Origin of the sequence: Saccharothrix sp. ALI-22-I, from assembly GCF_001984175.1 — a bacterium.
Taxonomy (GTDB): Bacteria; Actinomycetota; Actinomycetes; order Mycobacteriales; family Pseudonocardiaceae; genus Actinosynnema.
The window spans coordinates 363,828-385,568 of sequence record NZ_MTQP01000064.1; the positions used below are offsets into that span (position 1 = coordinate 363,828).

The window sequence follows — 21,741 nt, forward strand, 5'->3', positions numbered from 1 at the left end:
GCACCATGGACCGGTGCGGATCATCCTGCTGCGTCACGGACAGAGCCTGGGCAACGTCGACGAACTGGCGTACTGCCGCGTCCCCGACCACGCCCTCCCGTTGACCGAACAGGGCGAGCAGGAGGCCAAGGCCGCCGGCCCGCGGATCAAGGAACTGCTCAACGGCGACCCGGCGGCCGTCTACGTCAGCCCGTACGTGCGGACCAGGGCCACCCTGCGCAACCTCGACCTCGGTGACCAGGTGGAACGCACGGTGGCCGAGCCGCGGCTGCGGGAACAGGACTGGGGCAACCTCCAGGACCCGGTCCGGCAGGAGGTGCTCAAGCACCAGCGCCACGCGTTCGGCCACTTCTTCTTCCGGCTGCCCAACGGCGAGTCCGGCGCGGACGTGGACGACCGGCTGGCCGCGTTCCTGACCGACCTGGAGACCCGGATGCGCGACCCGGCCCACCCGACCACCGCGCTGGTGGTGTCGCACGGCCTCACCATCCGCCTGCTGTGCCGGCGGCTGTTCGGCTGGAGCATCGAGCTGTTCGAGTCGCTGTCGAACCTGGAGACGTGCGAGGACCGGGTCCTCACCCACGACGGCAAGGCGTGGCACCTGGACCGGCCGTTCGACCAGTGGCGACCGTCCCCGGACGGCGAGACCCAGGGACCGCTCGCACCGGCGTCCGGGAGCTAGGCCGGGATCACGTCCGCGACCACGCACACCACGTTGTCCGGGCCGCCACTGGCGTTGGCCAGCTCGATCAGCCGCCGCGTCGCCTCGTCCGGGTCCGCCGCGGACTCCAGCACCTCCAGCAGGTCCGCCTGCGGCACCACGGTGTGCAGGCCGTCCGAGCACAGCAGGTACCGGTCGCCCGGCCGGGCGTCGTGCAGGGCCAGGTCCGGCTGCACCGCCTTGCCGTGCAGGGCCCGCACGAGCATCGACCGCTGCGGGTGGCTGACCGCCTCCTCCTCGGTCAGCCGGCCCTCGTCGATCAGCGACCGCACCACCGTGTGGTCGTGGGTGATGCGGAACAGCTCGCCGCCGCGCAGCAGGTACACCCGCGCGTCGCCGACGTGGACCAGGCCCAGCCGCGACCCGGACAGCACCAGCGCGGTCAACGTGGTCCCGCTGCACTCCTCGGCGGGATGGGCCGACAGGTAGTCGCCGACCGCCGCACCGGCCCGGTGAACCGCGTCCGCCAGGGTGTTGAGCAGTTCCCCGGCCGGGATGGCGGTGTCCAGCGGGGCGAGCGCGTCGATGGCCATCGAGCTGACCGACTCGCCGCGGGCGCCGAACCCGTCGGCCACCGCGAGCAGCCGTTCGCCCGCGTAGCCGGAGTCCTGGTTCGAGTCCCTGACGAGCCCGCGGTCGGTGCGCAGGGCGTACCGGAGTGCGACGGTCATGGTGGTGTCCTTCCCGGACAGTTGCTCCACGAGGAAGGTGGCCAGGCTGCGCCGGGCCGCGGTGTCCGCCTCGACCTGCGCCCAGTAGGCGCGCACCTCGTCGGCGGCGTCCGCCGGGTCGAGCGCGCACACCCGTCGGATGCGGGCCAACGGCATGCCGAGCCTGCGCAGCCACGCCACCAGTCGGGCCCGGTCGAGCTGCTCCGGCGCGTAGAGCCGGTAACCCGACAGCGGATCGACCCGGGCGGGCGTGAGCAGACCCAGCTCGTCGTAGAGCCGCAGCGCCTTCGGCGACAGCCTGCAGGCCCGCGCGAACGCCCCGATGGTCAGCAGCTCCACGACCCACCCCTTCCCCGTCCGGGCACCTCGCCCGGCTGAGTCAACCGTGCTGCCTCACCCAGGGTGAAGGTCAAACACAGCACCCAGGGTGAAGGCCGACCACGGGGTGTCAGGGCAACAGGCCACGCCGGTAAGCGGCCACCACCCGTCGGGGCACCATCAGCCGTCGCCCGTCCAACGTCACCACCGGCACCGGATCCGGCACGGTCGCCTTCCACTGCGCCCGCCGCGACCGCGTGTTGCTCCGCGACATCTTCCGCTTCGGGACGGCCATCAGCCCGACCTCCGCCCGTAGCGGCGGTTGAACTTCTCGACCCGCCCGGCGGTGTCCGTGACCCGCTGCGCGCCGGTCCAGAACGGGTGCGAGTCCGAGGTCACGTCCACCGCGATCAGCGGGTACACCTGCCCTTCCCACTCGATCGTCCGCGAGGACGTGGCGGTCGACCGGGTCGGGAACGTCCGCGCCGACGCTCAACCCGCCGCCGGCCGACTCCAGCCACATGACGCGGGGACGGCTGGCTGATCGCCCACACCCGTCCGCGCGCCCGCACCACGCCGTCCAGCAGCACGTCCAGCGCGTCGTGCAGCCGCATCGGGTGGAACGGGCGCCGTGCGGCGAACCGCACCACCGACACACCGGCGGCGGGCTCCAACGGCACACCGCGCAGCAACGGCCCGAACGCCGGGGTGAACCGCCGTCCGACCGGCACCGCCAACAACCGTGGGACGTCCAAAGTAGACAGTTCGAACCGGGGCGTGCCACAAGCGACCCGGTCCAGCACCGCGGTCAGCACGTCGTCGCCGGCGGGTCCGGTCAGCACGAGCGCGTCGGCGAACTCCACCTGACCGACCACGACCTGCGCCACGGTTCATCTCCGACCGGGCAAGATCCGCTCCCGCCGGGTCACCGGCCTGACGCCGCAGCAGCAGCGCCAGGTCGCCACCGCGATCAAGAACGCGCGGGAGAAGGCGCTGCTGCCCTATCCCTCACAAGGCCGCTGAGCGACGCGGTGCTGGCCACGGCCAGCACCGCCAACGCGGGCCAGTCCGGCACCAGGTGCCCCTCGTCGCCGACGACGAAGCTCGCGTACAGGCCCCAGCACTGCACCGCGGTCAGCACCGCGCCGAGCACGGTCGTCCACCACGAGACGACCACCACGACCACCACCAGCAGGAGCAGGGCGAACACCGGCCAGCTCGCGGCGAGGGCGGTCACCCCGACGCCGCCCGCGAAGCCGAGCGCGGACCCGTGCACTGTTCCGACCATGACCGGCCATTCAACGTCCCAGTTGAGACGCACGCCACCGTCCCCCAGGCCGGTTCACTGGATCGTGTGAGGCACGATCGTCCGAATGAGCTTCTACGACGTCCTGCACCGCCGGAGGGACACCAGGGGTGAGTTCACCGGCGCCCCGATCCCGCCCGAGGTGCTGCGCCGGGTGCTCACCGCCGCGCACGCCGCGCCCAGTGTGGGCCTGTCCCAGCCGTGGGACTTCATCGTCGTGCGCGACGAGCACACCCGCCGCGCGTTCCGCGACCACGTCCAGGCCGAGCGCAGTGTCTTCGCCGCCGAATTGGACCCGCAGCAGGCCGAGCTGTTCGCCAAGATCAAGGTCGAGGGCATTCTGGAGTCGACGGTCGGCGTCGTCGTCACCTACGACCCCGACCGCGGCTCGCCGGCCGTGCTGGGCAGGCACGCGATCGCCGACGCCGGCCTGTACTCGGTGTGCCTGGCCATCCAGAACCTGTGGCTGGCCGCGACCGCCGAAGGTCTGGGCGTCGGTTGGGTGAGCTTCTACCGCGAGGATGCGCTGCGCAGGATGCTGGACATCCCGCAGCCGCTGCGGCCGGTGGCGTGGCTGTGCGTCGGACCCGTGGACCGCCTTCCGGACACACCGGACCTGGAACGGCACGGCTGGCGCAACCGAATGCCTCTCGACGACGTAGTTCACCAGGAGCGGTACACACGGCGTTCGGGCCGGTAGCCTGTGGTAGCCGTGCCGTCGGCGAGCGGGTCCGCGTACCCGGCTCGCCGAGTCGGAATGGAGTGTCAGCACGAGTGGAGCAGCAAGATCCGCTGGTAGCGGGGCAGGTGCCGCAACTCGACCCTGAGGTCAAGGCGTTGCTGAACGCTGGCCGCCTACCGGAGGCCAACACCCTGTTCGACCAGGTGGTGAGCCGGGTGCCGCCGGGCGCGGACCGCTGGCAGCGTTCCGCCGTGCTGGTCAACCGGGCCAAGCTGGCGTGGCGGCTGGGCCGCATCCCGCTGGCGTTGGAGCTGGCCGCGGAGGGCTGGACCGATCTGGACGGCGAGCACCACGACAACCTCGCCGCCGCCCAGGCGATGCACGCGCTGGCCTACCTGCTGGAGGGCATCGGCAACCGCCGTGCGGCCATCGACATGGTGCGGTTATCCGCACAGGTCGCCCGCCGCGCGATGGCGAGGTCCGAAGCCGCGGCCGAAGTGTTGGGCCACAGTCTCCAGGGCCTCGGCGGACTGTTGAACTTCCGCGCCATCTCGGCGCCGCCGGACGAGGCGCGGGAGATCTTCGAAGAGGCGCGTGTGTGCCTCAAGGAGGGCTTGGAACTGGCCGAGGAAGAGCAGATGCGGCGGGCACTGATGGCCGCGTACAGCCGTGCGCTGGCCGGTGTCGGCGAGTTGGAGCAGGCCGAGGAGACCGCCGCGGAGACGTTGCGGCAGGCGCGCGACGCCGACGACAAGTGGTCGTTGGCGGGGGCCAATTGGGTGTTGGCCGGGGTCCGGCGCATGCAGGGCAGGCTGGTGGAGGCGCGCACGTTGGCCAGCCGGGCGGTCGCCGCGGCGGAGGCCATCAACGACGCGTCGCTGCTGCTGCGGTACTCGCTGGATCTCGCGGACATCTGCGCGGAGATGGACGACCACGTCGGCGAGGCGGCGGCGTTGCGCTGTTCGGTCGCGGCGAACAAGACCGCGACGGTGACCCTCCAAGAAGGACTGGGGCAGGCGTTGGAGCAGCGCCGGGTGGCCGTGCAGGCGCAGCGGTTGGCCGTGGCGGCGCAGGAGGCGGCGGCCCGCGACCCGTTGACAGGGCTGGCGAACCGGCTCGGGCTGGAACGCGCGGCGGCCGGTCTGCTGGAGGGCACGTCGGCGCGCGGCCGGGTGCCGTGGCTGGTGCTGGTGGACGTGGATCAGTTCAAGGGTGTGAACGACGACGCCGGCCACGCGGCGGGTGACGCGACGTTGCGCGAGATCGCGCAGTTGCTGCGGCGCGAGTGCCGTGCCGCCGACTTGGTCGCGAGGTGGGCCGGTGACGAGTTCGTGGTGCTGCTCGGCGACTCGGGCGGCAACTCGTTCGACGTCGGCCCGACGGTCGCCGAACGCATCCGTGCCGCCGTGGACGGCCATGACTGGACCATGGTCCTGGGCACCGCCCAGCGCCCCACGGTGAGCATCGGCGTAGCCGCCGGACCCGCCAAACTGGACCAACTGTTCGCCGCCGCCGACATGGCCCTCTACCGCGCCAAACGCCACGGCCGCAACCGCGTAGAGGTAGAACCCCACGTAGCAGTCCCCGAAATCGTCTCCGGCAACTAGCTCTCCGCTCCCACCCCGACCACCACGCGAGGTCGCGTCTTCCAGGCGACCGAGCCGCTGTCTCCGGAGGAGCGGCAATCAAACACTCCTAGGCGATCAGGCCGCCGCGGAAGGCGACCAGGGCGGCTTGGACGCGGTTGACGGCGCCGATCTTGCCCAGGACCGAAGAGACGTAGCCCTTCACGGTGGCCTCGGACAGGTGCAGTGTGCCGCCGATCTCGGCGTTGGACATGCCCTGTCCGATCAGGACCAGGACCTCGCGCTCGCGTTCGGACAGCGAGGCCAGCAGTCGGCGCGCGGGCTCGGCGGCACGCTCGCCGTCGGCGACCGCGGCCAGCACGCGGGCCGCCACGCCGGGGTCGAGCACGGCGCCGCCCAGCGCGAGGTCGCGCACCGCCCGGACCAACTGCTCGGGCTCGGTGTCCTTGAGCAGGAAGCCGGACGCGCCCAGCCGCAGCGCCTCCGACACGTACTCGTCCACGTCGAACGTGGTGAGCATGGCGATCTTCGGCGGGTCGGGAATGGCGCGCAGCCTGCGCAGCGCCATCAGCCCGTCGGACGACCGCATCCGGATGTCCAGCAGCACGACGTGCGGGCGGTGCCGGCGGGCCAGGTCGGCCACCAGGTGCCCGTCGTCACATTCGGCCACGACTTCGATGTCGCCGGCGCTGCTGAGGATCATGCGAAGGCCGGACCGGACGAGGTCTTCGTCATCGGCCAGCATCACCTTGATCACGACGCCTCCCCGCGTTGGCGTTTCGTGTTCGTACTCGCCCAGCATCGCGCACGAACACGCAAGCTGCCGTTAATTCACCGTTATCTCACCACGGAAAGACGCCGTCGCCGCCTGTTCACAGTTGCCAGGAAATACCCGAGCCCAACTCACGACCCACGCGACTTCCTGACGCGGACGCGGCAACCGGCCGCAGGGCTTGTGACCCGGACAGGGGAGCTCGCAGTGGTGCCGATGGCCCTGGATCGCGGACGGCGGCCGCGTCACGCCAGGAGGCCCGTGCCGCTGGTGGGGCCAGGTGGCCGAATCAAACATGAAGGTCTTTCGCGATCCTTTACCAGCCAGTAACGTGCGTCACACGATCCCTGCCTGGAAGGAGCTTCGCGTCATGCGGAGAGCCACCCGATCGTTCGCCGTGGTCGCCCTCCTGGTGGCGACCGCACTGACCGTCCCGACGACTTCCCAAGCCGAGGTCAGGACCACCGCGTTCACCCCGGACGACTACTGCCTGGGCCAGTGCAACGACGTGCTGCCACCCGGCCAGAACGGCAACGCCACGCTCGCCGAGATCCTCGGCCACCAAGCGTTCGGCACCCGTCCGGCGCACTCCGCCGACCAACTCGGCCGCTACGACTCCCTCGTCTCCGGCTACGGCGGTCTGACCAACGAGCAGCTGGGCGCGTTCTTCAACGACGCCTCGTTCGGCGTCCCGGCCGACCAGGTCGAGAGCACCATCAAACCGCGCGCGGACGTCACCATCGTGCGCGACAAGACCATTGGGATGCCGCACATCTACGGCACCACCCGGTCGGGCACGGAGTTCGGCGCGGGCTACGCCGCCGCGCAGGACCGGCTGTGGCTGATGGACCTGTTCCGCCACCTCGGCCGCGGCCAGCTGTCCGGGTTCGCGGGCGGCGCCGAGGGCAACCGGGTGCTGGAGCAGAGCTTCTACAACCAGATCCCGTACACCGAGGCCGACCTCCAGGCGCAGATCGACCAGGTGGCGTCACAGGGGCCGCGCGGCGCGCAGGCGTTCCAGGACGTGAAGGACTACATCGCGGGTATCAACGCCTACATCACCGCGTCGGTGAACGGCCGGTACTTCCCCGGCGAGTACGTGCTGACCGGGCACGCCGACTCGGTCACCAACTGGAACGACATCCAGCCGTTCCAGCCGACCGACCTGGTCGCGATCGCGGCCGTGGTGGGCGGGCTGTTCGGCGCGGGCGGCGGCGGCGAGGTGCAGAACGCGCTGGTGAAGCTGGCCGCCCAGAACAAGTACGGCGCAACGGTCGGCGACCAGGTGTGGCGGTCGTTCCGCGAGCAGAACGACCCGGAGTCGGTGCTCACCCTGCACAACGGCCAGCGCTTCCCGTACGGGACGACGCCCGCCAACCCGCAGGGCGTGGCGCTGCCCGACGGCGGCGTGGTGACGCCCGAGCCGATGGTCTACGACCAGACCTCCGCCGCCGCGTCCACTGTGGACCTCCCGGCGAACCTCAAGGCGGCGGAAGGGATTTTCGCCGACGGCGTGCTGCCCCGCGACCTGCTGAACAAGAAGCAGGGCATGTCCAACGCGCTGGCCGTGTCCGGCGCGCACACCGACACCGGCAACCCGATCGCCGTGTGGGGGCCGCAGACCGGCTACTTCGCGCCGCAGCTGCTGATGCTGCAGGAGCTGAACGGTCCGGGTCTGCGGTCGCGCGGCGTGTCGTTCGCGGGTGTGTCGATGTACGTGCAGCTCGGGCGTGGCGTCGACTACTCGTGGAGCGCGACGTCCGCCGGGCAGGACATCACCGACACGTACGCCGTGGAGCTGTGCGAGCCCGGTGGCACGCCGACCGCGTCGTCACTGCACTACCGGTTCCACGGGCAGTGCCTGCCGATGGAGCGGCTGGAGCGCAAGAACGCCTGGAAGTCGACAGTGGCCGACCCGACGCCCGCCGGCTCGTACACGCTGGTCATGTACCGCACGAAGTACGGGCTGGTGCAGAGCCGGGCGCGGGTGGACGGGAAGTTCGTCGCCTACACGTCGTTGCGCTCGACCTACCTGCACGAGGTGGACTCGATCATCGGGTTCCAGGAGTTCAACGACCCGGGCGTGATCAAGTCCGCAGCGGACTTCCAGCGGGCGGCCGAGGACGTCGGCTACGCGTTCAACTGGTTCTACGTGGACTCAAAGGACACCGCGTACTTCAACTCCGGCGCGAACCCGGTGCGCAAGGCGTCGGTGGACCCGAACCTGCCGGTGAAGGCCGAGGCCGCGTACGAGTGGGAGGGCTGGAACGCCGACCGCAACACGGCGACGTACACGCCGTTCGCGCAGCACCCGAACTCGATCAACCAGGACTACTACATCAGCTGGAACAACAAGCAGGCGCTGGACTACTCGGCGTCGGGCTACGGCAACGGCTCCGTGCACCGCGGTGACCTGCTGGACGACCGGGTGCGGGCGTTGATCGCACGCGGTCCTGTCACGCGGGCGTCGCTGACGAAGGCGATGGCCGAGGCGGGTGTGGCCGATCTGCGTGCCGAACAGGTGCTGCCGGACATGCTGCGGGTGATCGACACGGCCGCGGTCACCGATCCGACGTTGTCGGCGGCGGTCACGAAGCTGCGCGACTGGCTGCGGTCCGGGTCGCTGCGCAAGGAGACGTCACGCGGCAGCAAGGCGTACGGGCACGCCGAGGCGATCCGGCTGCTCGACGCGTGGTGGCCGCTGCTGGTGGAGGCGCAGTTCAAGCCGGGGCTCGGTGACGGGCTGTACGGGCAGCTGACGCGTGCCCTCCAGGTCGACGAAGCGCCGTCGGACACGCACGGCGCCGCGCCGCACAAGGGCTCGTCGTTCCAGTACGGCTGGTGGAGCTACGTCGACAAGGATCTGCGGGCCGTGCTCGGCGACCGCGTGGACGGCGCTCTGGGCGCCCGTTACTGCGGTGGTGGCGCGGTGGTGGCGTGCCGGCAGGTGCTGCTGGACAGCCTGCGTGCGGCGGCGGCGAAGCCCGCGACGGCGGTGTACCCCGGCGACGACTCGTGCGCGGCGGGCGACCAGTGGTGCGCCGACACCATCATCCACCGGGCCATGGGCGGTATCACGCAGGACAAGGTGAACTGGCAGAACCGGCCCACCTACCAGCAGGTCGTGCAGTTCCCGTCCCGCCGCGGTGCGAACGTGGCCAACCTGGCGGCCGGCACCACGGCCACCTCCAGCAGCCACGAAACCGGCTGGTACAACTCGCCGCCCTCCAACGCCGTCGACGGCAAGCCCGACACCCGGTGGGCCAGCGACTGGTCCGACCAGCAGTGGGTGCAGGTGGACCTGGGTGCGACGCGCACCGTCGGCCGGGTCGTGCTGTCGTGGGAAGCGTCCTATGCCAAGGGATATCGCATAGAGCTGTCGACCGATGGCGCCGCGTGGCGCACGGTGTACACGACATCTTTGGGCGATGGCGGCCAGGATGTTGCGTCGTTCCCACCCGGTGCGGCACGATTCGTACGAATGACGGGTACCCAACGGGCCACGACTTACGGATACTCGATTTACGAACTTGAGGTCTACGCAACGTAGACCGGCCCACAGGAAGACCCCGGTCCACCCCCAGGGACCGGGGTCTTCCGCTGTTCGGGGCCCTGATCAGGGTTTGAACAAGGGTTTGAACAGGTAGTTCCGCACCCGGTCGTCGATCCGGTCGACCTGCCGCCAGGCGTTGCGGTGCCAGGCGTGCATGCGGTAGCCGCGTTCGGCGAGCCAGTCCTGGACGTCACGGGCCCGGTAGCCGAAGCGCAGCACGTGCCGTTCCTCGATCTCCAGGAGAAGTTTCGGTCGAAACTTCTCGATGGTCTCCGAACCGCCTTGCAGCACGCGCAGTTCCGCGCCCTCGACGTCGGCCTTGACGAAGTCCAGCCGGTCGATGGCGTTGGCGGCGCAGAACCGGTCCAGGGTGTCCGTGCGGACGAGGATTTCGAGGTGGTCGGTGAACTCGGCGTTGGAGCCGAGCCCGTCCGCGCCGGCGGTGAGGAACGAGCGGCCGGTGACCGGTGTGCCGTGGCGCACTGGGACGCTCATCACATCACGGCCCTCGCTGACGCCCAGCGCTACGGAGTGCCGCACGACGTTGCGGCCCTCCCGGGGGCGGAGGATGTAGGACAGCGCGGGGTGCGCGAACACCAGCGGCTCGATGCTGTGCACTGTCCCTTGTGGACCGACCAGGCGGGACAGCGAGACGGTGTAGAGGCCGAGCGCGGCACCGATGTCGACGCACACGTCACCGGGCCGCACCACGTCGCGCAGGCCGACCAGTTCGGGTTCGACGAACGGCGTCAGCCGGGCGAGGACGCGCAACGCGCCCGCCACGGCCGCACCGCGCACCTCGGTCAGGTTCTGGGTCACAGTCACCAGATTAGAGACTTTGTCGGATTATTTGGCTACGTCAGGGGCTTGGCGCCGTTCTGGTGGTAGGGCAGGCCGACCTGCTCGGCGAACTCCGCGGCGACGCCCGAGCCGCCGTAGATGCCGAGGGCTTTGGCCAGGTGGAGGCGGACGTCGGCGCGGTGCCCGTCTTCCAGGCGCGGGAGAGCGCTTTCGAAGGAGGTGACCAGCGTGTCGGCCCAGTGCTGGTCACGGCGCTGGGAGGCGATGCCGACGAGTTCGGCCAGGTGCCGGCTGAGGGCGACGGCCTGCTCGACCTCGTAGCCGTTGCGGACCAGCCACCAGATCGTGGCGGTGGACAGGTCGGTCAGGACCTCGTCGCGGAGGTACTTGATCTCGGCACGTTCGGCGTCCCGTTCGGCCTGGCGCATGGTGGTGGTCTGGAGCAGTTCGATGTGCTTGCGCGCCATCTCCAGCTCCTGCTCGTCAACGGTCAACTCGATCCCGTCTGCCCGTGCCCACACGTGCGTGCCCTCCACCTGCCGTTCGGCGGCGAGCTCCGCCCCCAGCTGGTGCTGGAGCGGCGCGTGGTGGACCAGCATGGCCCGTTCGGTCAACGCCTTGGCCCGGTGGATGATGTCGTTGACGGCGGCGCTGCGCGGCGCGTTGTGCCGTACGCCGGTGGTCAGGTCGACGCGCCAGTGGATCGTCATCCGGGCGTGGAAGTCCAGCCCGTAGACGGCGCTGGGGAGCGGCGACTCGAACGGGTGCTGGTGCGAGGTCGACGCCGGGACGAACGTGTACTGCTCGGCGTTCGGGCGGGCACGAAGCCGACGCCACCAGGCGCCGACCGAACCGAGGGGGCCGGGACGGAAGTCAGGCCAGGGTCTACTGCTCATGGGATGGCTTTCGTCGGAGGGCGATATGCCCCCTCTGTACCTCACTGGACCGATGCGGAACAGATGAGGTGGCCCACTTCCCCCAGACAGCCGATGGCCCGGACCCCGTCCCCTAACCCAAGGTGCACACTCCTAGGCCCACCGAGTGACAACCCCACCCCCCGAACGCTCCCCCACCACCCGGTAGGCTGCCCCACGCGCCCTCGTAGCTCAGGGGATAGAGCATCGGTTTCCTAAACCGTGTGTCGCAGGTTCGAATCCTGCCGGGGGCACTCACCTTTCGCCGGGTGAATCAGGCCCTGAGCAGCGGAAACGCGCTCGGGGCCTGATCTTTGTCGTCAGTCGCCGTCGGCTGGGATCTACCCCCGTCTGCCGGGGTTCACGGACTCACCACGGACTGGTTCTGCCCGATGCGTGCCCAAGCGGAAGGCCCCTCGGACAGCTGGCCGAGGGGCCTTCGCAGGCTTGGTACGGGCGCGAACGGCGGGAAGTCCCGGTGGCCGTCGCCCGATCGCCCGTCTTTGCAGCACCGGGATTGCAGCCGAAGCCAGGGTAACCCGGCAGAGGAAGGCCCCTCACTCGTCGAACAGACCATCGAATCCGGGGCCGCTCAGCCCGTCGTCACGGCGCTCGGCGGCCCCGGCATGGCCGACACCTGACCGAGGTCAGGACCTCCACTGCTGGTTGGCCTGGCCCGTGCAGGACCACAGGATCAGCCGGGTGCCGTTGGCGGTGCCGAAGCCGGAGGCGTCCAGGCACAGGTTGGACAGCGCGTTGGTGATCGTGCCGTCGGCGTTGACGTTCCACTGCTGGTTGCCGCCGCCGTGGCAGTCCCAAATCGCCACTTGGGTGCCGTTGGCGGAACCCCAGCCGGAGGCTTCCAGGCACTTCGTGCCGTAGACGACCAGTTGCCTGTCGGAGGTGTAGGTCCAGCTCTGGTTGGTGCCGCCGTGGCAGTCCCACAGCTGGACCTGCGTGCCGTTGGTGGTGGTCGCCCCCGGAACGTCCGTGCAACGGCCCGAGGGCACGCCGACGATCCGCCTCGTGGGATCGCCGATGCTGCCGGGCACGGCGCGCAGCGCGTTGTACCAGGTCGTGGCCATCTTGTCGTAGCCGGTGGCGGTCGGGTGGACCCCGTCGATCAGGTCGGCGGCGGTGAGTGCGGCGTGCATGTCGACCAGGCGCACGCGCTTGCCCGCGTTGGCCTTGCTCTGCACCATGCCGGGGATCGTGGCGTTGTACGCGCGCACGGCGGACTCCCGCGCCTCGCCGGCCAACGGGATGATCGTCGCGACGAACACGTCGGCGTTGGGCACGGTCGCGGTGATGCGGTCGACCAGGGCCGACAGGCGCGCGGGCGCGTTGGCCAGGTCGAAGTCCTGGAGCACGTCGTTGGTGCCGATGTGCAGCAGCACGGTACGTGGGTTGGTGTTGCGGAGCCAGGTGACGACGTTCGCGTCGATCTGGTCGATGCGCCAGCCCGGATGACCCTCGTGGTCGTGGTCGCCCAACGACGCCGGGCCGTTGAACTCCGCGCCGACGAAGTCCACGCGGTAGTTCCCACCCCCGAACCGCTGCCACAGCCCGATGCGGTATCCGCCCGGCACCTGCGTCCCTTCGGTGATCGAGTCGCCCAGCGGCATGACCCGTGTTCCACCGTTGGATTCCGCGACCGCCGGTGCGGCGGGCTGCAGCGTGGCGGCGATCAAAGCGGCGGCGCAGGCGATGAGCCACCGTGATCTTGCCTGCATTTATGTCTCCCTGGCTGCGTGATGATGTGCGTCAGCGCCACATTGGACGGTGGGCGGCGACGTCATGTCAAGCAACCAATCCACTTGAGACGATCACTGCCGTACCAGTGGCTTGTCACGCCGCCCAGGTCACGCCGGATCCGAGCGTCGCGGCCCGATAATCGCCAATGTTTGCGTTAACATTCCGCACCGCCCCTGACGCTCGCATCTGATACGTTTCAGCAGGTTTAGCAAGTTTAAAAGCCTTGCGGTCACGCTCCCACGCTGTTAGCGTTCACATCCACTGCCGCGAGTCACGAAGCCGAAGTGGCGCTCGACCGCACGAGGTTGAAGGTTCCATGGCTGTGTCCTGTTCGAGCGGACAGGCGCATGCCGTCAACGGTGACGGAGACCCATGTCAGCCACGTGCGCAGCGGAATTCTTAGCCGGCTCAGCGGTTTGAGCGCGTCCGTCACGCGCGCGGCGTGACGGAGGACCATCCCCTCGCCTGCGACGGGGATGCGTCGCGCTGACCGGGCTCGCCCGTACAGGGCGCCCGGCAGGCGGCACGCATCGTGCAGTGGAGTCATCCCGGACTACCGCAACCAGCGGTTCCGACTCGGGCGCGTCCAGCGCCGGGCCCACTCAGCCGGTGAAAGAGAAGATGGTGAACATGGGCAGTCGAACAACGGTGATCGGCACGGTCACCGCCCTGCTGGCCGGTTTCCTGGCCGCGACCGGTGCGCCGGCCGCATAGGCGGCCACTGTGGACACAAACGCGTGGTACGTCGTGGCACGGCATCGACGTTCGATGCCGTGCCGCGCCGTCCCGGCCTACACCGGTATCCGGGGTTCGAGCCGGACCGAAGGCCGTCGTTCGCCTGCTGGGCAAGGGCGTTCGGTCGCTGTTGGACACGTCGGGCTTCCTCGAATCGAATCCCCCGCGTGTCCGCACGCCCGAGGTCGCACGGCAGGGAGCGAGGTCCGAAAAAACTTTGGACCGGGCGGCAACCTTTTCGGGAGCAGCGGCAACTTGCGGGCAGATCCGAAGAGGATCGAACGCTGGGTTGCCCGGTCCTGACTGCTGCGAGTCGCGCAGCGTGCTCGGGAGGCGTGGCACCGCCCTGAGCCGTGTGTGAGACACGGCAGACTCAAGGAGTGCTGCTATGAGTGAGACCGAGTCCGCAGGCGGCCGGCGCGTGCGCCGGAGCGGCGGCGCAGTGCCGCGGAGACGCAGGCGCCACCGCGGGCGTTGGACGGTGATCGCCCTGGCAGTGGGCGTGGCGACGTTTGTCAGTCCCTATCTGCTGTTCATGCAGGACGACCCGGAGGCGGTGACGGTGGACGCCGCCGCCTACTACCAGTTCGTCTCCGTGCACAACGGCAACGCGCTGGACGTGGCCGGGGCGGACAACGCGGACGGCGTCCGGATCCAGCAGGAGAAGCTCGCCGCCAGTGCCGCGAGCCAGCAGTGGCGGTTGAAGCCCGTGGACGGCGGCTACTACCAGCTGGTCAACCACAACAGCGGGAAGGTGCTGGGGGTACCGAGCGCCTCCACGGCGCCGGCCAACGTCGAACAGCAGTCGGACACCGGCGCCGACACCCAGCAGTGGAAGCTCACCGATGTCGGCGGTGGTGCGGTGAAGATCGTCTCGCGCAGCAGTGGCATGGTCCTGCGCGCGAACGACGGCTCCGGCTCCGACGGCCAGGCGGTCGTCCAATCCACCGACCAGGGCGGCGCCGACCAGCAGTGGAAGCTGGCAAGGGCGGACAAGGTCGCCACTCCCTCGGCCCCCGCGGTGGCGGCCGTCGCGCCGAGGCCTTCCCACAGTGCGTCCGCCACGCCGTCCGCACCGTCCACGCCGTCCAAGCCGGGGACCGGTTCGGGCGGTTACACCTGGCGCAACGTCCAGATCGCGGGTGGCGGCTTCGTCACCGGCTTCGTCTTCAACCCCAACCGCAAGGGCCTGCTGTACGCGCGTACCGACATGGGCGGCGCGTACCGCTGGGACGGCAAGGCCGGCCAGTGGGTGCCGCTGACCGACTGGGTCGCGGACTGGAACATGCTGGGCATCGAGAGCGTGGCGACCGACCCGGTCGACCCCGAGCGCCTGTACCTCGCGACCGGCACCTACACCAACCACTGGGCGGGCAACGGCGCGATCCTGCGCTCCACCGACCAGGGCAAGACGTTCCAGCGCACCGACCTGCCGTTCAAACTGGGCGGCAACGAGGACGGCCGATCCATGGGTGAGCGGCTCGCGATCGACCCCGCCGACAACCGCACCCTCTACCTGGGCACCCGCAAGAACGGGCTGTGGCGCAGCACCGACCACGGCGCGACGTGGAGCCAGGTCGCCGGTTTCCCCGTCAAGGACGGCGGCAGCAGCGGAGTCGGCCTGTCCTTCGTGACCTTCGGACCCGCCGGCAGCAAGACGATCTACGTGGGTGCCGCCGACAAGACCACCTCGCTGTACCGCTCCACCGACGGCGGCAGCACCTGGCAGGCCGTGCCCGGCCAGCCCACCGGGCAGTTGCCGCACCACGGTGTCCTGTCCGGTGACGGTTCGCTGTACGTGACGTACACCGACGCCCCCGGCCCGAACGGGGTGAAGGCCGGTTCGGTGTGGAAGCACACGCCGTCCAGCGGAGTCTGGAAGGACATCTCGCCGATCCCCGGCACCGGTTTCGGCTACGCCGGGCTGGCGGTGGACCCGCAGCGCCCGTCCACGGTGATGGTCACCACCCTCGACCGCTGGTGGCCTTCGGACGAGCTGTACCGCTCCACCGACGGCGGCGCCACCTGGAAGGCACTCGGGGACACGTCCGTCCGGGACGCCTCCGCGGCGCCCTACGTCGGCACCGGCATCGGCCACTGGATGGGCGCGCTGGCCATCGACCCCTTCGACTCCGGGCACGTCCTGTACGGCACCGGAGCGGGTCTGTGGGCCAGCCAGGACGTGACCGCGGCGGACAGCGGTGGCGCCACGCACTGGACGGTCCCCGTCAAGGGACTTGAGGAGACCGCGGTCCTCGGCCTGGTCGCGCCGCCCAGCGGCAAGCTGGTCAGCGCACTCGGCGACATCGGCGGATTCCGCCACGACGACCTGGACAAGGTGCCGGCCGCGGCCTCGTCCGGGCCACGCTTCAGCAACACCACCGGCATCGACTTCGCGCAGGCCAAGCCGAACACCGTGGTGCGCGTCGGTTACAGCCACGAAGAGCGCGGCGCCTACTCCACCGACGGCGGCGCCACCTGGACGCCGTTCGCCGGGGCTCCGGTGAGCGCCGCGGGCGGCGGCACCGTGGCGATCTCGGCCGACGGCGGCACCGTGGTGTGGACCGCATCGGGGCAGGTGCCTTACGTCTCCACCGACCGGGGCAAGACCTGGACGGCGTCCTCCGGCCTGCCCACGGGCACAGCCGTGGTGGCCGACCGCTCCACGGCGGGCACCTTCTACGCGCTCAGCGGCGGCACCTTGTTCGCCAGCACCGACGGCGGCAGGAACTTCACCGCCCGCGCCGGTGGTCTCACCGGGGGACGCCTCAAGGCGGCTCCCGACAACGCCGGCGACCTGTGGATCGCGGACGGCAGCGGGCTCTCGCACTCCACCGACGGCGGAGTGAGCTTCAAGAAGCTGGGCAGCGTGCAGGGAGCCGACGCCGTCGGGTTCGGCAAGGCCGCCCCCGGTGCCGGCTACCACGCCCTCTACCTCATCGGCACGGTGAACGGCGTCACCGGGATCTTCCGCTCCACCGACGGCGGCGCCGCCTGGGTGAGGATCAACGACGACCGGAACCAGTTCGGCGGAACCGTCGGCGGTGTCATCACCGGAGACCCCGAGGTGTACGGCCGGGTCTACGTGGGCACCAACGGCCGCGGCGTGTTGTACGGCGACCCGTCCTGACCACCGGGCGCGTCGTGTTCGTCGGGCCGGCGCTTGCGCCGGCCCGACCGGCGGTCACGGCCGGGCCGTCGGGGCACCCGGCATCCGGGTCCGGTGACCGGCCATTGGTACGTTGCCGCCCTGGACCTGGAGGGGCGCATGGGTAGGGAGAGGGCAGCCGAGAGACATGCTCCCTGATGACACGTCGGCGGAGTTCCACGCCTTCTTCCAACGGCACTACGCCGAGCTGTCACGTCTCTCCTATCTGCTGACCGGCGAGACGGATGCCGCCGACGACCTGGCCGCGGACGCCCTGGTCGCCCTGTGGCAGCGCTGGGACCGGCTGCGCCAGGCCGAGCACCCGCTGGCGTACGCCCGCGGCGTGGTCGCGAACCTGGCGCGGGAACGAATCCGCGGCGCGACGCGCGAGCGCCGCCGGGTCGCGCTGTTCTGGTCACATCGTCCACAGCAGGTGCAGGACCCGGATGTGGCCGCCGTGGTGGACGTGCGGGCGGCCTTGGACCGGTTGCCGTTCCGCAAGCGGGCCTGCGTCGTCCTCCGCCACGCCTTCGACCTGTCCGAGAAGGACACCGCGCTGGCGCTGGGAATATCGGTCGGTGCGGTGAAGAGCCAGACCTCGAAAGGGCTGGCCGAGTTGGAACGCATGCTCGGCGTGCAAGCGGCCGGGGACGTGGTGTCGGGGAGGAGGAGTCGTTGAACGAGGAGATCAGCAGGCAACTGCGGGAGGCCGCAGAGGCGCACCAGCCCGACCACTGCCGGATGCTGGCACGCGTGGAACGCGGCATGGCCGGCGCCACCGTCCGCCCCCGGACCCCGGGCATCGCGAGTTCCTGGCCCAAGGTGGCACTCGCCGGCTTCGCCGCGGCCGGAGTCCTGGCGATCGCCGGCCTCACCATCGCCGGCATCGTCCAGACCCCGCCGGCGCACCCGGACAGCGCGACCAGTGCCACCGTCACGTCCCCGAGCGGAACTCCCAGCTCCACGCACTCCGCTCGTACCACCGACAGCTCGGCCCCGCCGCCCGGACAGGGTCAACCGGACCGGACGACCGCCGGCCGGCCGACGGCAGGCGATCCGAACTCGGCTTCGCCCGCCGACAACCAGCTCTCGGACGGGCCGCTGTCGTCGGAAGGCTCGATCGATCCGAACAGCCACGTCTACTGGACCCAGAGCAGACTCACCCTCACCACCACCCAGCCGCTCACCGCGCTCACCGTGGAACTGCGCATCACGCAGACCGGCAGCGTGCAGACCACCGGCCAGTGGCAGACCGGGCCCGGCGACGACTTCACCATCACCGTGCAGGAGATCGACGGCACACTGGTCCACCGCTGGGACCTCAAGCCCGGCCGCACCGTGCCGGCCGGACAGCACGCCTTCGCCGCCCAGTACAACCACCCCAACGGCACGCGCGACGCCCACGCCGACAGCTACGGCGCGCAAGCCACGGCCCCCGACGGCCCCCACGCGGTTTGGGGCGGCTTCACCCCCGCGGGATGAGGACACACCCCGGCATATTCCGAAGCGAGCCTTGCCCCCGGAGGTCGGACGGGTCGTGCGGCGTGCTGCGTGTTCACTGCCCACAGCCAGGCGCCTTGCAGGGGTCAAGACGCTCGACTCGCGGACGGTCGTCACTCGCGTGCGGACAGCTCGAAACCGCGCTCAACCACGACCCCGTGATCCACGGCCCGCACGTGCGCGGCTACCAGGTGATGACCGACGGGACCCTGCTCGACGTGACGCGCTGGAACCAGTCGTTCGGCTGGGCGGCCAGTGCGATCGTCTCCACCACGCGGGACCTCGACGTCTTCACCGCGGCACTGCTCGGTGGACGGCTACGGCCGCCCGCCGAGCAGCGTGAACTGTTCGCCGCGCCGCCGGTCGAGGACACCAACGGCAAGGCGGCGAGCTACGGCGTCGGCCTCCAGCGGTTCACGCTGCCGGGTGTCGGTGCGGTCTGGGGCACGAGCGGCGGCGGCCGGTACGGCTACTTGGCGGGCCTCGGCGGGACCGCGGACGGGCAGCGCCGGCTCGTCTACGGCGTGACCGCCAACGACGCCAAGAACGGCGACCACCCCACGCCGATCACCCAGCGGATCGTCGTCGCCGGGATGCCCCTGTCGGCGCGTGACTGATCCGCTATCGACAGGTCTTGGTCTCGACGGCGCAGAACTTGAGTTCCGGGTAGCGCGGCGACGGTGCGTCCAGCAGGGGTTGGGGCTGGTTGCGCAGGTGCAGGTCGAAGAACGCTCTGGTGTACCTGCGGGTGATCTCTGCGGTTCTGGCGGCGGGGAGGACGGCGCCGATGTCGAGGCCCAGTTGCTCCGCCAGCAGGCCGACGTCGGTGAAGGACGCGTGCTCGGCGCCGGACACCACGAGCCAGCGCTTCCAGCCGGTCAGGTGCTGCCAGTCGCGTTCCCAGGAGCGGGCGTTCCCGATCCCCGGGCTGTACGCGGACTCCCGGCCCAGGAACAGCAACGGCCGCGACAGCCCGGTGTCGGGGATCGGCGTGTTCGTGACGCCGTCGATGTCGATCCCGGCGCGCAACCGGGAGTCGGCCAGCATGGCGAGGATGGTGCTCGCGCCGCCGACGGAGTGGCCCGCCATCGCGATCCGGGACGGGTCGATCAGACGGGAACCCGACCACGCCTGGTGCGCGCCGGTCAGTTCGTCGAGGACGAACGAGACGTCGGCCGCACGGCCCGCACCCAGCTTGTCCCAGAACACCGGGTCGTGCGGGACGTCGCAGGAGGCGCAGGTGGAGACCCGCCCATCGGGGAAGGTCGTGGCGACGTTCTCGTAGGTGTGGTCGATCGCGGCCACCACGTAGCCGTGGCTCGCCAGGTCCTCGGCCAGGGTGCTGAGCGTGGCACGGGGCCTGGTGTAGCCGGGCGACAGCACGACGAGAGGGAGGCGGCGGCCGATCGGTGTGGCGTCCTTGACCGCATTGGTCCGCGTCGTGCTGAGCACGTCGTACGGCAGCCCGGTGATGCCCCCGTCCCTCAGCAGGAGTTCCGACTCCGTCGGCGTCATGTATTGCGCCCGCGGGCCGCTCCGCGGGCCGCTCCGCGGGATCGCCGGGTACCAGAGGGACACCATGAGCTCTCTCGCGCCCACCGAAGGAACCCACGGGTCGGGGCGGGAGGTGTCCGTCAGGTGCAGGGACGTGGTTCCGATCGAGTGCGGACCGGTCGGTTTGGACAGAGCCAACGGGGGCGGGGAGGCGGCGGCGGACGCCGGCACGCAGAAGGCGGACGCCGCCAAGGCGAGGAGCACGGCCGTCAGGCGGCGGGCGGCGCGCGGTGTGGTGGTCATGGCTCTCCCTTGATCGATCGCAACCGGCAAGGAAGACGCTAGAAGCGCTCACGGTCCGGGCGCGTCGGTCGACGGAGGCATTTCCGGTACCGCACAAGGATGACGCCGGCCGGTGTCATCCTTGTTATGTAGGCGACAGGTGTACCCGAAGGGGCGGTCAACGGTCGCCGCGGTGCTCGACGACCCACGCGGCGATCTGGGCGCGTGAGCTGAAGCCGAACTTCGTCAGCACGTTCTCGACGTGGGTCTCCGCCGTCCGCTGGGCGATCACCAGCCGGGCCGCGATCTCCTTGTTGCTCAGGCCCTCGGCCACCAGGTCGGCGATCTCCACCTCCCGGCGGGTCAGGCCGGGGCCCGTGTCACGTGGTCCGGCGGCCGGCTTCGCGGTCTTCTCCTCCAGCGCGAACGTGATCGCGCCGTGCAGGTCGAGCGCCTTGCCCGCCTCGAACGCCGTGCTGAACGCCGCCGCGCCGATCTCGCCAACGGCCTGTGTCGCGACCTGCTCGTCGACGGCCTGGTAGGGCGGTGCCTCGTAGGTCTTCGCCCCGCTCAGCCGCCACACCGCGTTGGCGGCGCCGAGCAACCGCGCCGACCGCTCCGGCCGGCCCTCTCCCGCCGTGCACCAGGCCAGTGCCTCCAGCAGGTAGGCCAGCCCGGTCCAGTCCCGGGCCACCCGCTGCAACCGGATGCCTTCCCGGCTCAGCCGCTCGCTCTCACGGTGCTCACCGGCACGCCACTTGTGCACCGCGACGGCCCATAACGCGTAGGCCTTCGACCGCATGGCGTTGTGGGCCTCGCACAGCTCCAAGGACTCCGCCGCAGCAGCAGCACCACGGGGATCGTCGCTGAACAGCGTCGCCGCGGCCAGCAGGATCAACGAGTCCGTGAGGCCCGCCAGATCCCCGGCTGCCCGGTGTCCGGCGACCGCGTCCGCCAACAGCGCGACCCCGTCAGCCACCTCGCCGCGGTGCAGTGCGGCCAGACCGGCGGCCTCGGCGTGGTAGGCACGCAGCGAGTCGTCGTCCAGCCGCTCGACGAGGGCCTCGCACTCGGCGAGCAGCTGTCGGGCCGCGTCCGCCTCGCCGAGGTGGACGCCGAGGAAGGCGCCCGTCCACAGCGCCTCGGCCCGTGACCGGGTCGGCTCGGGGTCGGCCGCCAAGGCCCTGGTCAGCCAGCGGTGGCCTTCCCGCAGGAACCCGCCGCCGAACCAGAAGTTCCACAGGTTCGAGGCGATGTCCATGGCGGCGCGGACGTGCCCGGCTCCGGTGAGGGCGAACTCCACCGCGATCCGCAGGTTCGGGTGCTCGCGGATCAGCCGCTGGATCCAGTCGACCTGCCGCGGACCGAAGCACTCCGCCCGGTACCGCTGCGAGAGGCGCACGTAATGCTCCAGGTGACGGGTCCGCACGGCGTCCTCCGCGCCCGAGCCCGACGACGTGAGCCGCGCGCGGCCGTACTGGCGGATGGTCTCCAGCATCCGGT

18 protein-coding genes, 1 tRNA gene and 2 pseudogenes are annotated in these 21,741 nt (G+C 70.5%); 10 read left to right on the forward strand and 11 right to left on the reverse strand.

Going from position 1 to position 21,741, the window contains the following annotated elements; all coding sequences use genetic code 11:
* The first annotated feature begins 13 nt into the window (after nt 1-13).
* Entirely contained in the window at nt 14-682 is a 669-nt protein-coding gene (locus tag ALI22I_RS26730; protein WP_077008268.1) for a histidine phosphatase family protein, read from the forward strand.
* Here ALI22I_RS26730 and ALI22I_RS26735 read toward each other — a convergent pair.
* The 4 genes and pseudogenes from ALI22I_RS26735 to ALI22I_RS53955 all read right to left on the reverse strand — a co-directional run bounded on the left by ALI22I_RS26735 (nt 679) and on the right by ALI22I_RS53955 (nt 2,324).
* The gene (locus ALI22I_RS26735; RefSeq protein ID WP_077008269.1) at nt 679-1,731 is read right to left on the reverse strand and encodes a MerR family transcriptional regulator; all 1,053 of its coding nucleotides are present in this window, start codon (nt 1,729-1,731) and stop codon (nt 679-681) included. The two genes, ALI22I_RS26730 and ALI22I_RS26735, sit on opposite strands and share 4 nt — an antisense overlap.
* Nucleotides 1,732-1,840: 109 nt before the next feature.
* Nucleotides 1,841-2,005: a 50S ribosomal protein L32 gene (gene rpmF, locus ALI22I_RS26740; RefSeq protein WP_077008270.1), complete on the reverse strand. Its 165-nt coding sequence runs from the start codon at nt 2,003-2,005 to the stop codon at nt 1,841-1,843.
* Nucleotides 2,005-2,187 (reverse strand): annotated as a pseudogene (locus ALI22I_RS26745) (type B 50S ribosomal protein L31); the annotation flags it as partial. The pseudogene ALI22I_RS26745 and the gene rpmF, both read right to left, overlap by 1 nt.
* Nucleotides 2,121-2,324, reverse strand: coding sequence for a hypothetical protein (locus ALI22I_RS53955; RefSeq protein WP_238598585.1), 204 nt, complete (start codon nt 2,322-2,324; stop codon nt 2,121-2,123). The pseudogene ALI22I_RS26745 and the gene ALI22I_RS53955, both read right to left, overlap by 67 nt.
* Nucleotides 2,325-2,613: 289 nt before the next feature.
* Between ALI22I_RS53955 and rpsR the strand changes: the two are divergent.
* A pseudogene (gene rpsR, locus ALI22I_RS26755) lies at nt 2,614-2,733 on the forward strand (30S ribosomal protein S18); the annotation flags it as partial.
* Here the strand turns inward: rpsR and ALI22I_RS26760 are convergent.
* Nucleotides 2,681-2,998, reverse strand: coding sequence for a hypothetical protein (locus tag ALI22I_RS26760; protein ID WP_077008272.1), 318 nt, complete (start codon nt 2,996-2,998; stop codon nt 2,681-2,683). The pseudogene rpsR and the gene ALI22I_RS26760 overlap by 53 nt on opposite strands.
* Nucleotides 2,999-3,083: 85 nt before the next feature.
* On the opposite strand from ALI22I_RS26760, the gene bluB reads away from it, so the two are divergent.
* The gene (bluB, locus tag ALI22I_RS26765) at nt 3,084-3,716 is read left to right on the forward strand and encodes a 5,6-dimethylbenzimidazole synthase (RefSeq protein WP_077008273.1); all 633 of its coding nucleotides are present in this window, start codon (nt 3,084-3,086) and stop codon (nt 3,714-3,716) included.
* A gap of 74 nt (nt 3,717-3,790) precedes the next feature.
* Nucleotides 3,791-5,305 (forward strand): GGDEF domain-containing protein, encoded by a 1,515-nt coding sequence (locus ALI22I_RS26770; RefSeq protein WP_077008274.1) that lies wholly within the window; start codon nt 3,791-3,793, stop codon nt 5,303-5,305.
* 88 nt (nt 5,306-5,393) lie between these two features.
* Here ALI22I_RS26770 and ALI22I_RS26775 read toward each other — a convergent pair whose 3' ends face one another.
* A complete protein-coding gene (locus ALI22I_RS26775) occupies nt 5,394-6,041 on the reverse strand; it encodes a response regulator (RefSeq protein WP_077008338.1) in 648 nt (215 codons plus the stop codon).
* A gap of 385 nt (nt 6,042-6,426) precedes the next feature.
* On the opposite strand from ALI22I_RS26775, the gene ALI22I_RS26780 reads away from it, so the two are divergent.
* Entirely contained in the window at nt 6,427-9,606 is a 3,180-nt protein-coding gene (locus tag ALI22I_RS26780) for a penicillin acylase family protein (RefSeq protein ID WP_083752019.1), read from the forward strand.
* Nucleotides 9,607-9,672: 66 nt separating this feature from the next.
* Here the strand turns inward: ALI22I_RS26780 and ALI22I_RS26785 are convergent, their stop codons facing one another.
* Together ALI22I_RS26785 and ALI22I_RS26790 are read right to left on the reverse strand one after the other, a co-directional pair.
* Nucleotides 9,673-10,428: an FkbM family methyltransferase gene (locus ALI22I_RS26785; RefSeq protein WP_077008275.1), complete on the reverse strand. Its 756-nt coding sequence runs from the start codon at nt 10,426-10,428 to the stop codon at nt 9,673-9,675.
* A gap of 35 nt (nt 10,429-10,463) precedes the next feature.
* Nucleotides 10,464-11,306: a hypothetical protein gene (locus tag ALI22I_RS26790; protein WP_077008276.1), complete on the reverse strand. Its 843-nt coding sequence runs from the start codon at nt 11,304-11,306 to the stop codon at nt 10,464-10,466.
* A gap of 199 nt (nt 11,307-11,505) precedes the next feature.
* Here ALI22I_RS26790 and ALI22I_RS26795 point away from each other — a divergent pair.
* A tRNA-Arg gene (locus ALI22I_RS26795) sits at nt 11,506-11,578 on the forward strand.
* A 393-nt stretch (nt 11,579-11,971) separates the two neighbouring features.
* On the opposite strand, the gene ALI22I_RS26800 is transcribed toward ALI22I_RS26795, so the two are convergent.
* Complete coding sequence (locus ALI22I_RS26800; RefSeq protein WP_077008277.1) at nt 11,972-13,057, reverse strand: RICIN domain-containing protein; 1,086 nt, start codon at nt 13,055-13,057, stop codon at nt 11,972-11,974.
* Between the two features lie 1,145 nt (nt 13,058-14,202).
* Here ALI22I_RS26800 and ALI22I_RS26805 point away from each other — a divergent pair.
* From ALI22I_RS26805 to ALI22I_RS26820, 4 genes are all read left to right on the forward strand, one after another.
* Complete coding sequence (locus ALI22I_RS26805; protein ID WP_083752020.1) at nt 14,203-16,944, forward strand: RICIN domain-containing protein; 2,742 nt, start codon at nt 14,203-14,205, stop codon at nt 16,942-16,944.
* A 166-nt stretch (nt 16,945-17,110) separates the two neighbouring features.
* The gene (locus ALI22I_RS26810; protein WP_077008278.1) at nt 17,111-17,641 is read left to right on the forward strand and encodes a SigE family RNA polymerase sigma factor; all 531 of its coding nucleotides are present in this window, start codon (nt 17,111-17,113) and stop codon (nt 17,639-17,641) included.
* Nucleotides 17,638-18,444: a hypothetical protein gene (locus tag ALI22I_RS26815; RefSeq protein ID WP_077008279.1), complete on the forward strand. Its 807-nt coding sequence runs from the start codon at nt 17,638-17,640 to the stop codon at nt 18,442-18,444. The genes ALI22I_RS26810 and ALI22I_RS26815 overlap by 4 nt, the downstream gene beginning before the upstream one ends.
* 176 nt (nt 18,445-18,620) lie before the next feature.
* Nucleotides 18,621-19,079: a serine hydrolase gene (locus ALI22I_RS26820; RefSeq protein ID WP_077008280.1), complete on the forward strand. Its 459-nt coding sequence runs from the start codon at nt 18,621-18,623 to the stop codon at nt 19,077-19,079.
* Nucleotides 19,080-19,083: 4 nt separating this feature from the next.
* Here ALI22I_RS26820 and ALI22I_RS26825 read toward each other — a convergent pair whose 3' ends face one another.
* Together ALI22I_RS26825 and ALI22I_RS26830 are read right to left on the reverse strand one after the other, a co-directional pair.
* A complete protein-coding gene (locus ALI22I_RS26825) occupies nt 19,084-20,259 on the reverse strand; it encodes an alpha/beta hydrolase family protein (RefSeq protein ID WP_077008281.1) in 1,176 nt (391 codons plus the stop codon).
* Nucleotides 20,260-20,416: 157 nt separating this feature from the next.
* Nucleotides 20,417-21,741: LuxR C-terminal-related transcriptional regulator (locus ALI22I_RS26830; protein ID WP_143532441.1), on the reverse strand; the 1,325-nt coding region annotated here is incomplete at its 5' end.

What these genes read in the sequence shown, in the direction of transcription:
- bluB (WP_077008273.1), top strand. Translation starts at nt 3,084, where the DNA reads ATGAGCTTCTACGACGTCCTGCACCGCCGGAGGGACACCAGGGGTGAG.
- ALI22I_RS26800 (WP_077008277.1), bottom strand. Translation starts at nt 13,057, where the DNA reads ATGCAGGCAAGATCACGGTGGCTCATCGCCTGCGCCGCCGCTTTGATC.
- ALI22I_RS26805 (WP_083752020.1), top strand. Translation starts at nt 14,203, where the DNA reads ATGAGTGAGACCGAGTCCGCAGGCGGCCGGCGCGTGCGCCGGAGCGGC.
- ALI22I_RS26790 (WP_077008276.1), bottom strand. Translation starts at nt 11,306, where the DNA reads ATGAGCAGTAGACCCTGGCCTGACTTCCGTCCCGGCCCCCTCGGTTCG.
- rpmF (WP_077008270.1), bottom strand. Translation starts at nt 2,005, where the DNA reads ATGGCCGTCCCGAAGCGGAAGATGTCGCGGAGCAACACGCGGTCGCGG.
- ALI22I_RS53955 (WP_238598585.1), bottom strand. Translation starts at nt 2,324, where the DNA reads ATGCGGCTGCACGACGCGCTGGACGTGCTGCTGGACGGCGTGGTGCGG.
- ALI22I_RS26760 (WP_077008272.1), bottom strand. Translation starts at nt 2,998, where the DNA reads ATGGTCGGAACAGTGCACGGGTCCGCGCTCGGCTTCGCGGGCGGCGTC.
- ALI22I_RS26780 (WP_083752019.1), top strand. Translation starts at nt 6,427, where the DNA reads ATGCGGAGAGCCACCCGATCGTTCGCCGTGGTCGCCCTCCTGGTGGCG.
- ALI22I_RS26825 (WP_077008281.1), bottom strand. Translation starts at nt 20,259, where the DNA reads ATGACCACCACACCGCGCGCCGCCCGCCGCCTGACGGCCGTGCTCCTC.
- ALI22I_RS26810 (WP_077008278.1), top strand. Translation starts at nt 17,111, where the DNA reads ATGCTCCCTGATGACACGTCGGCGGAGTTCCACGCCTTCTTCCAACGG.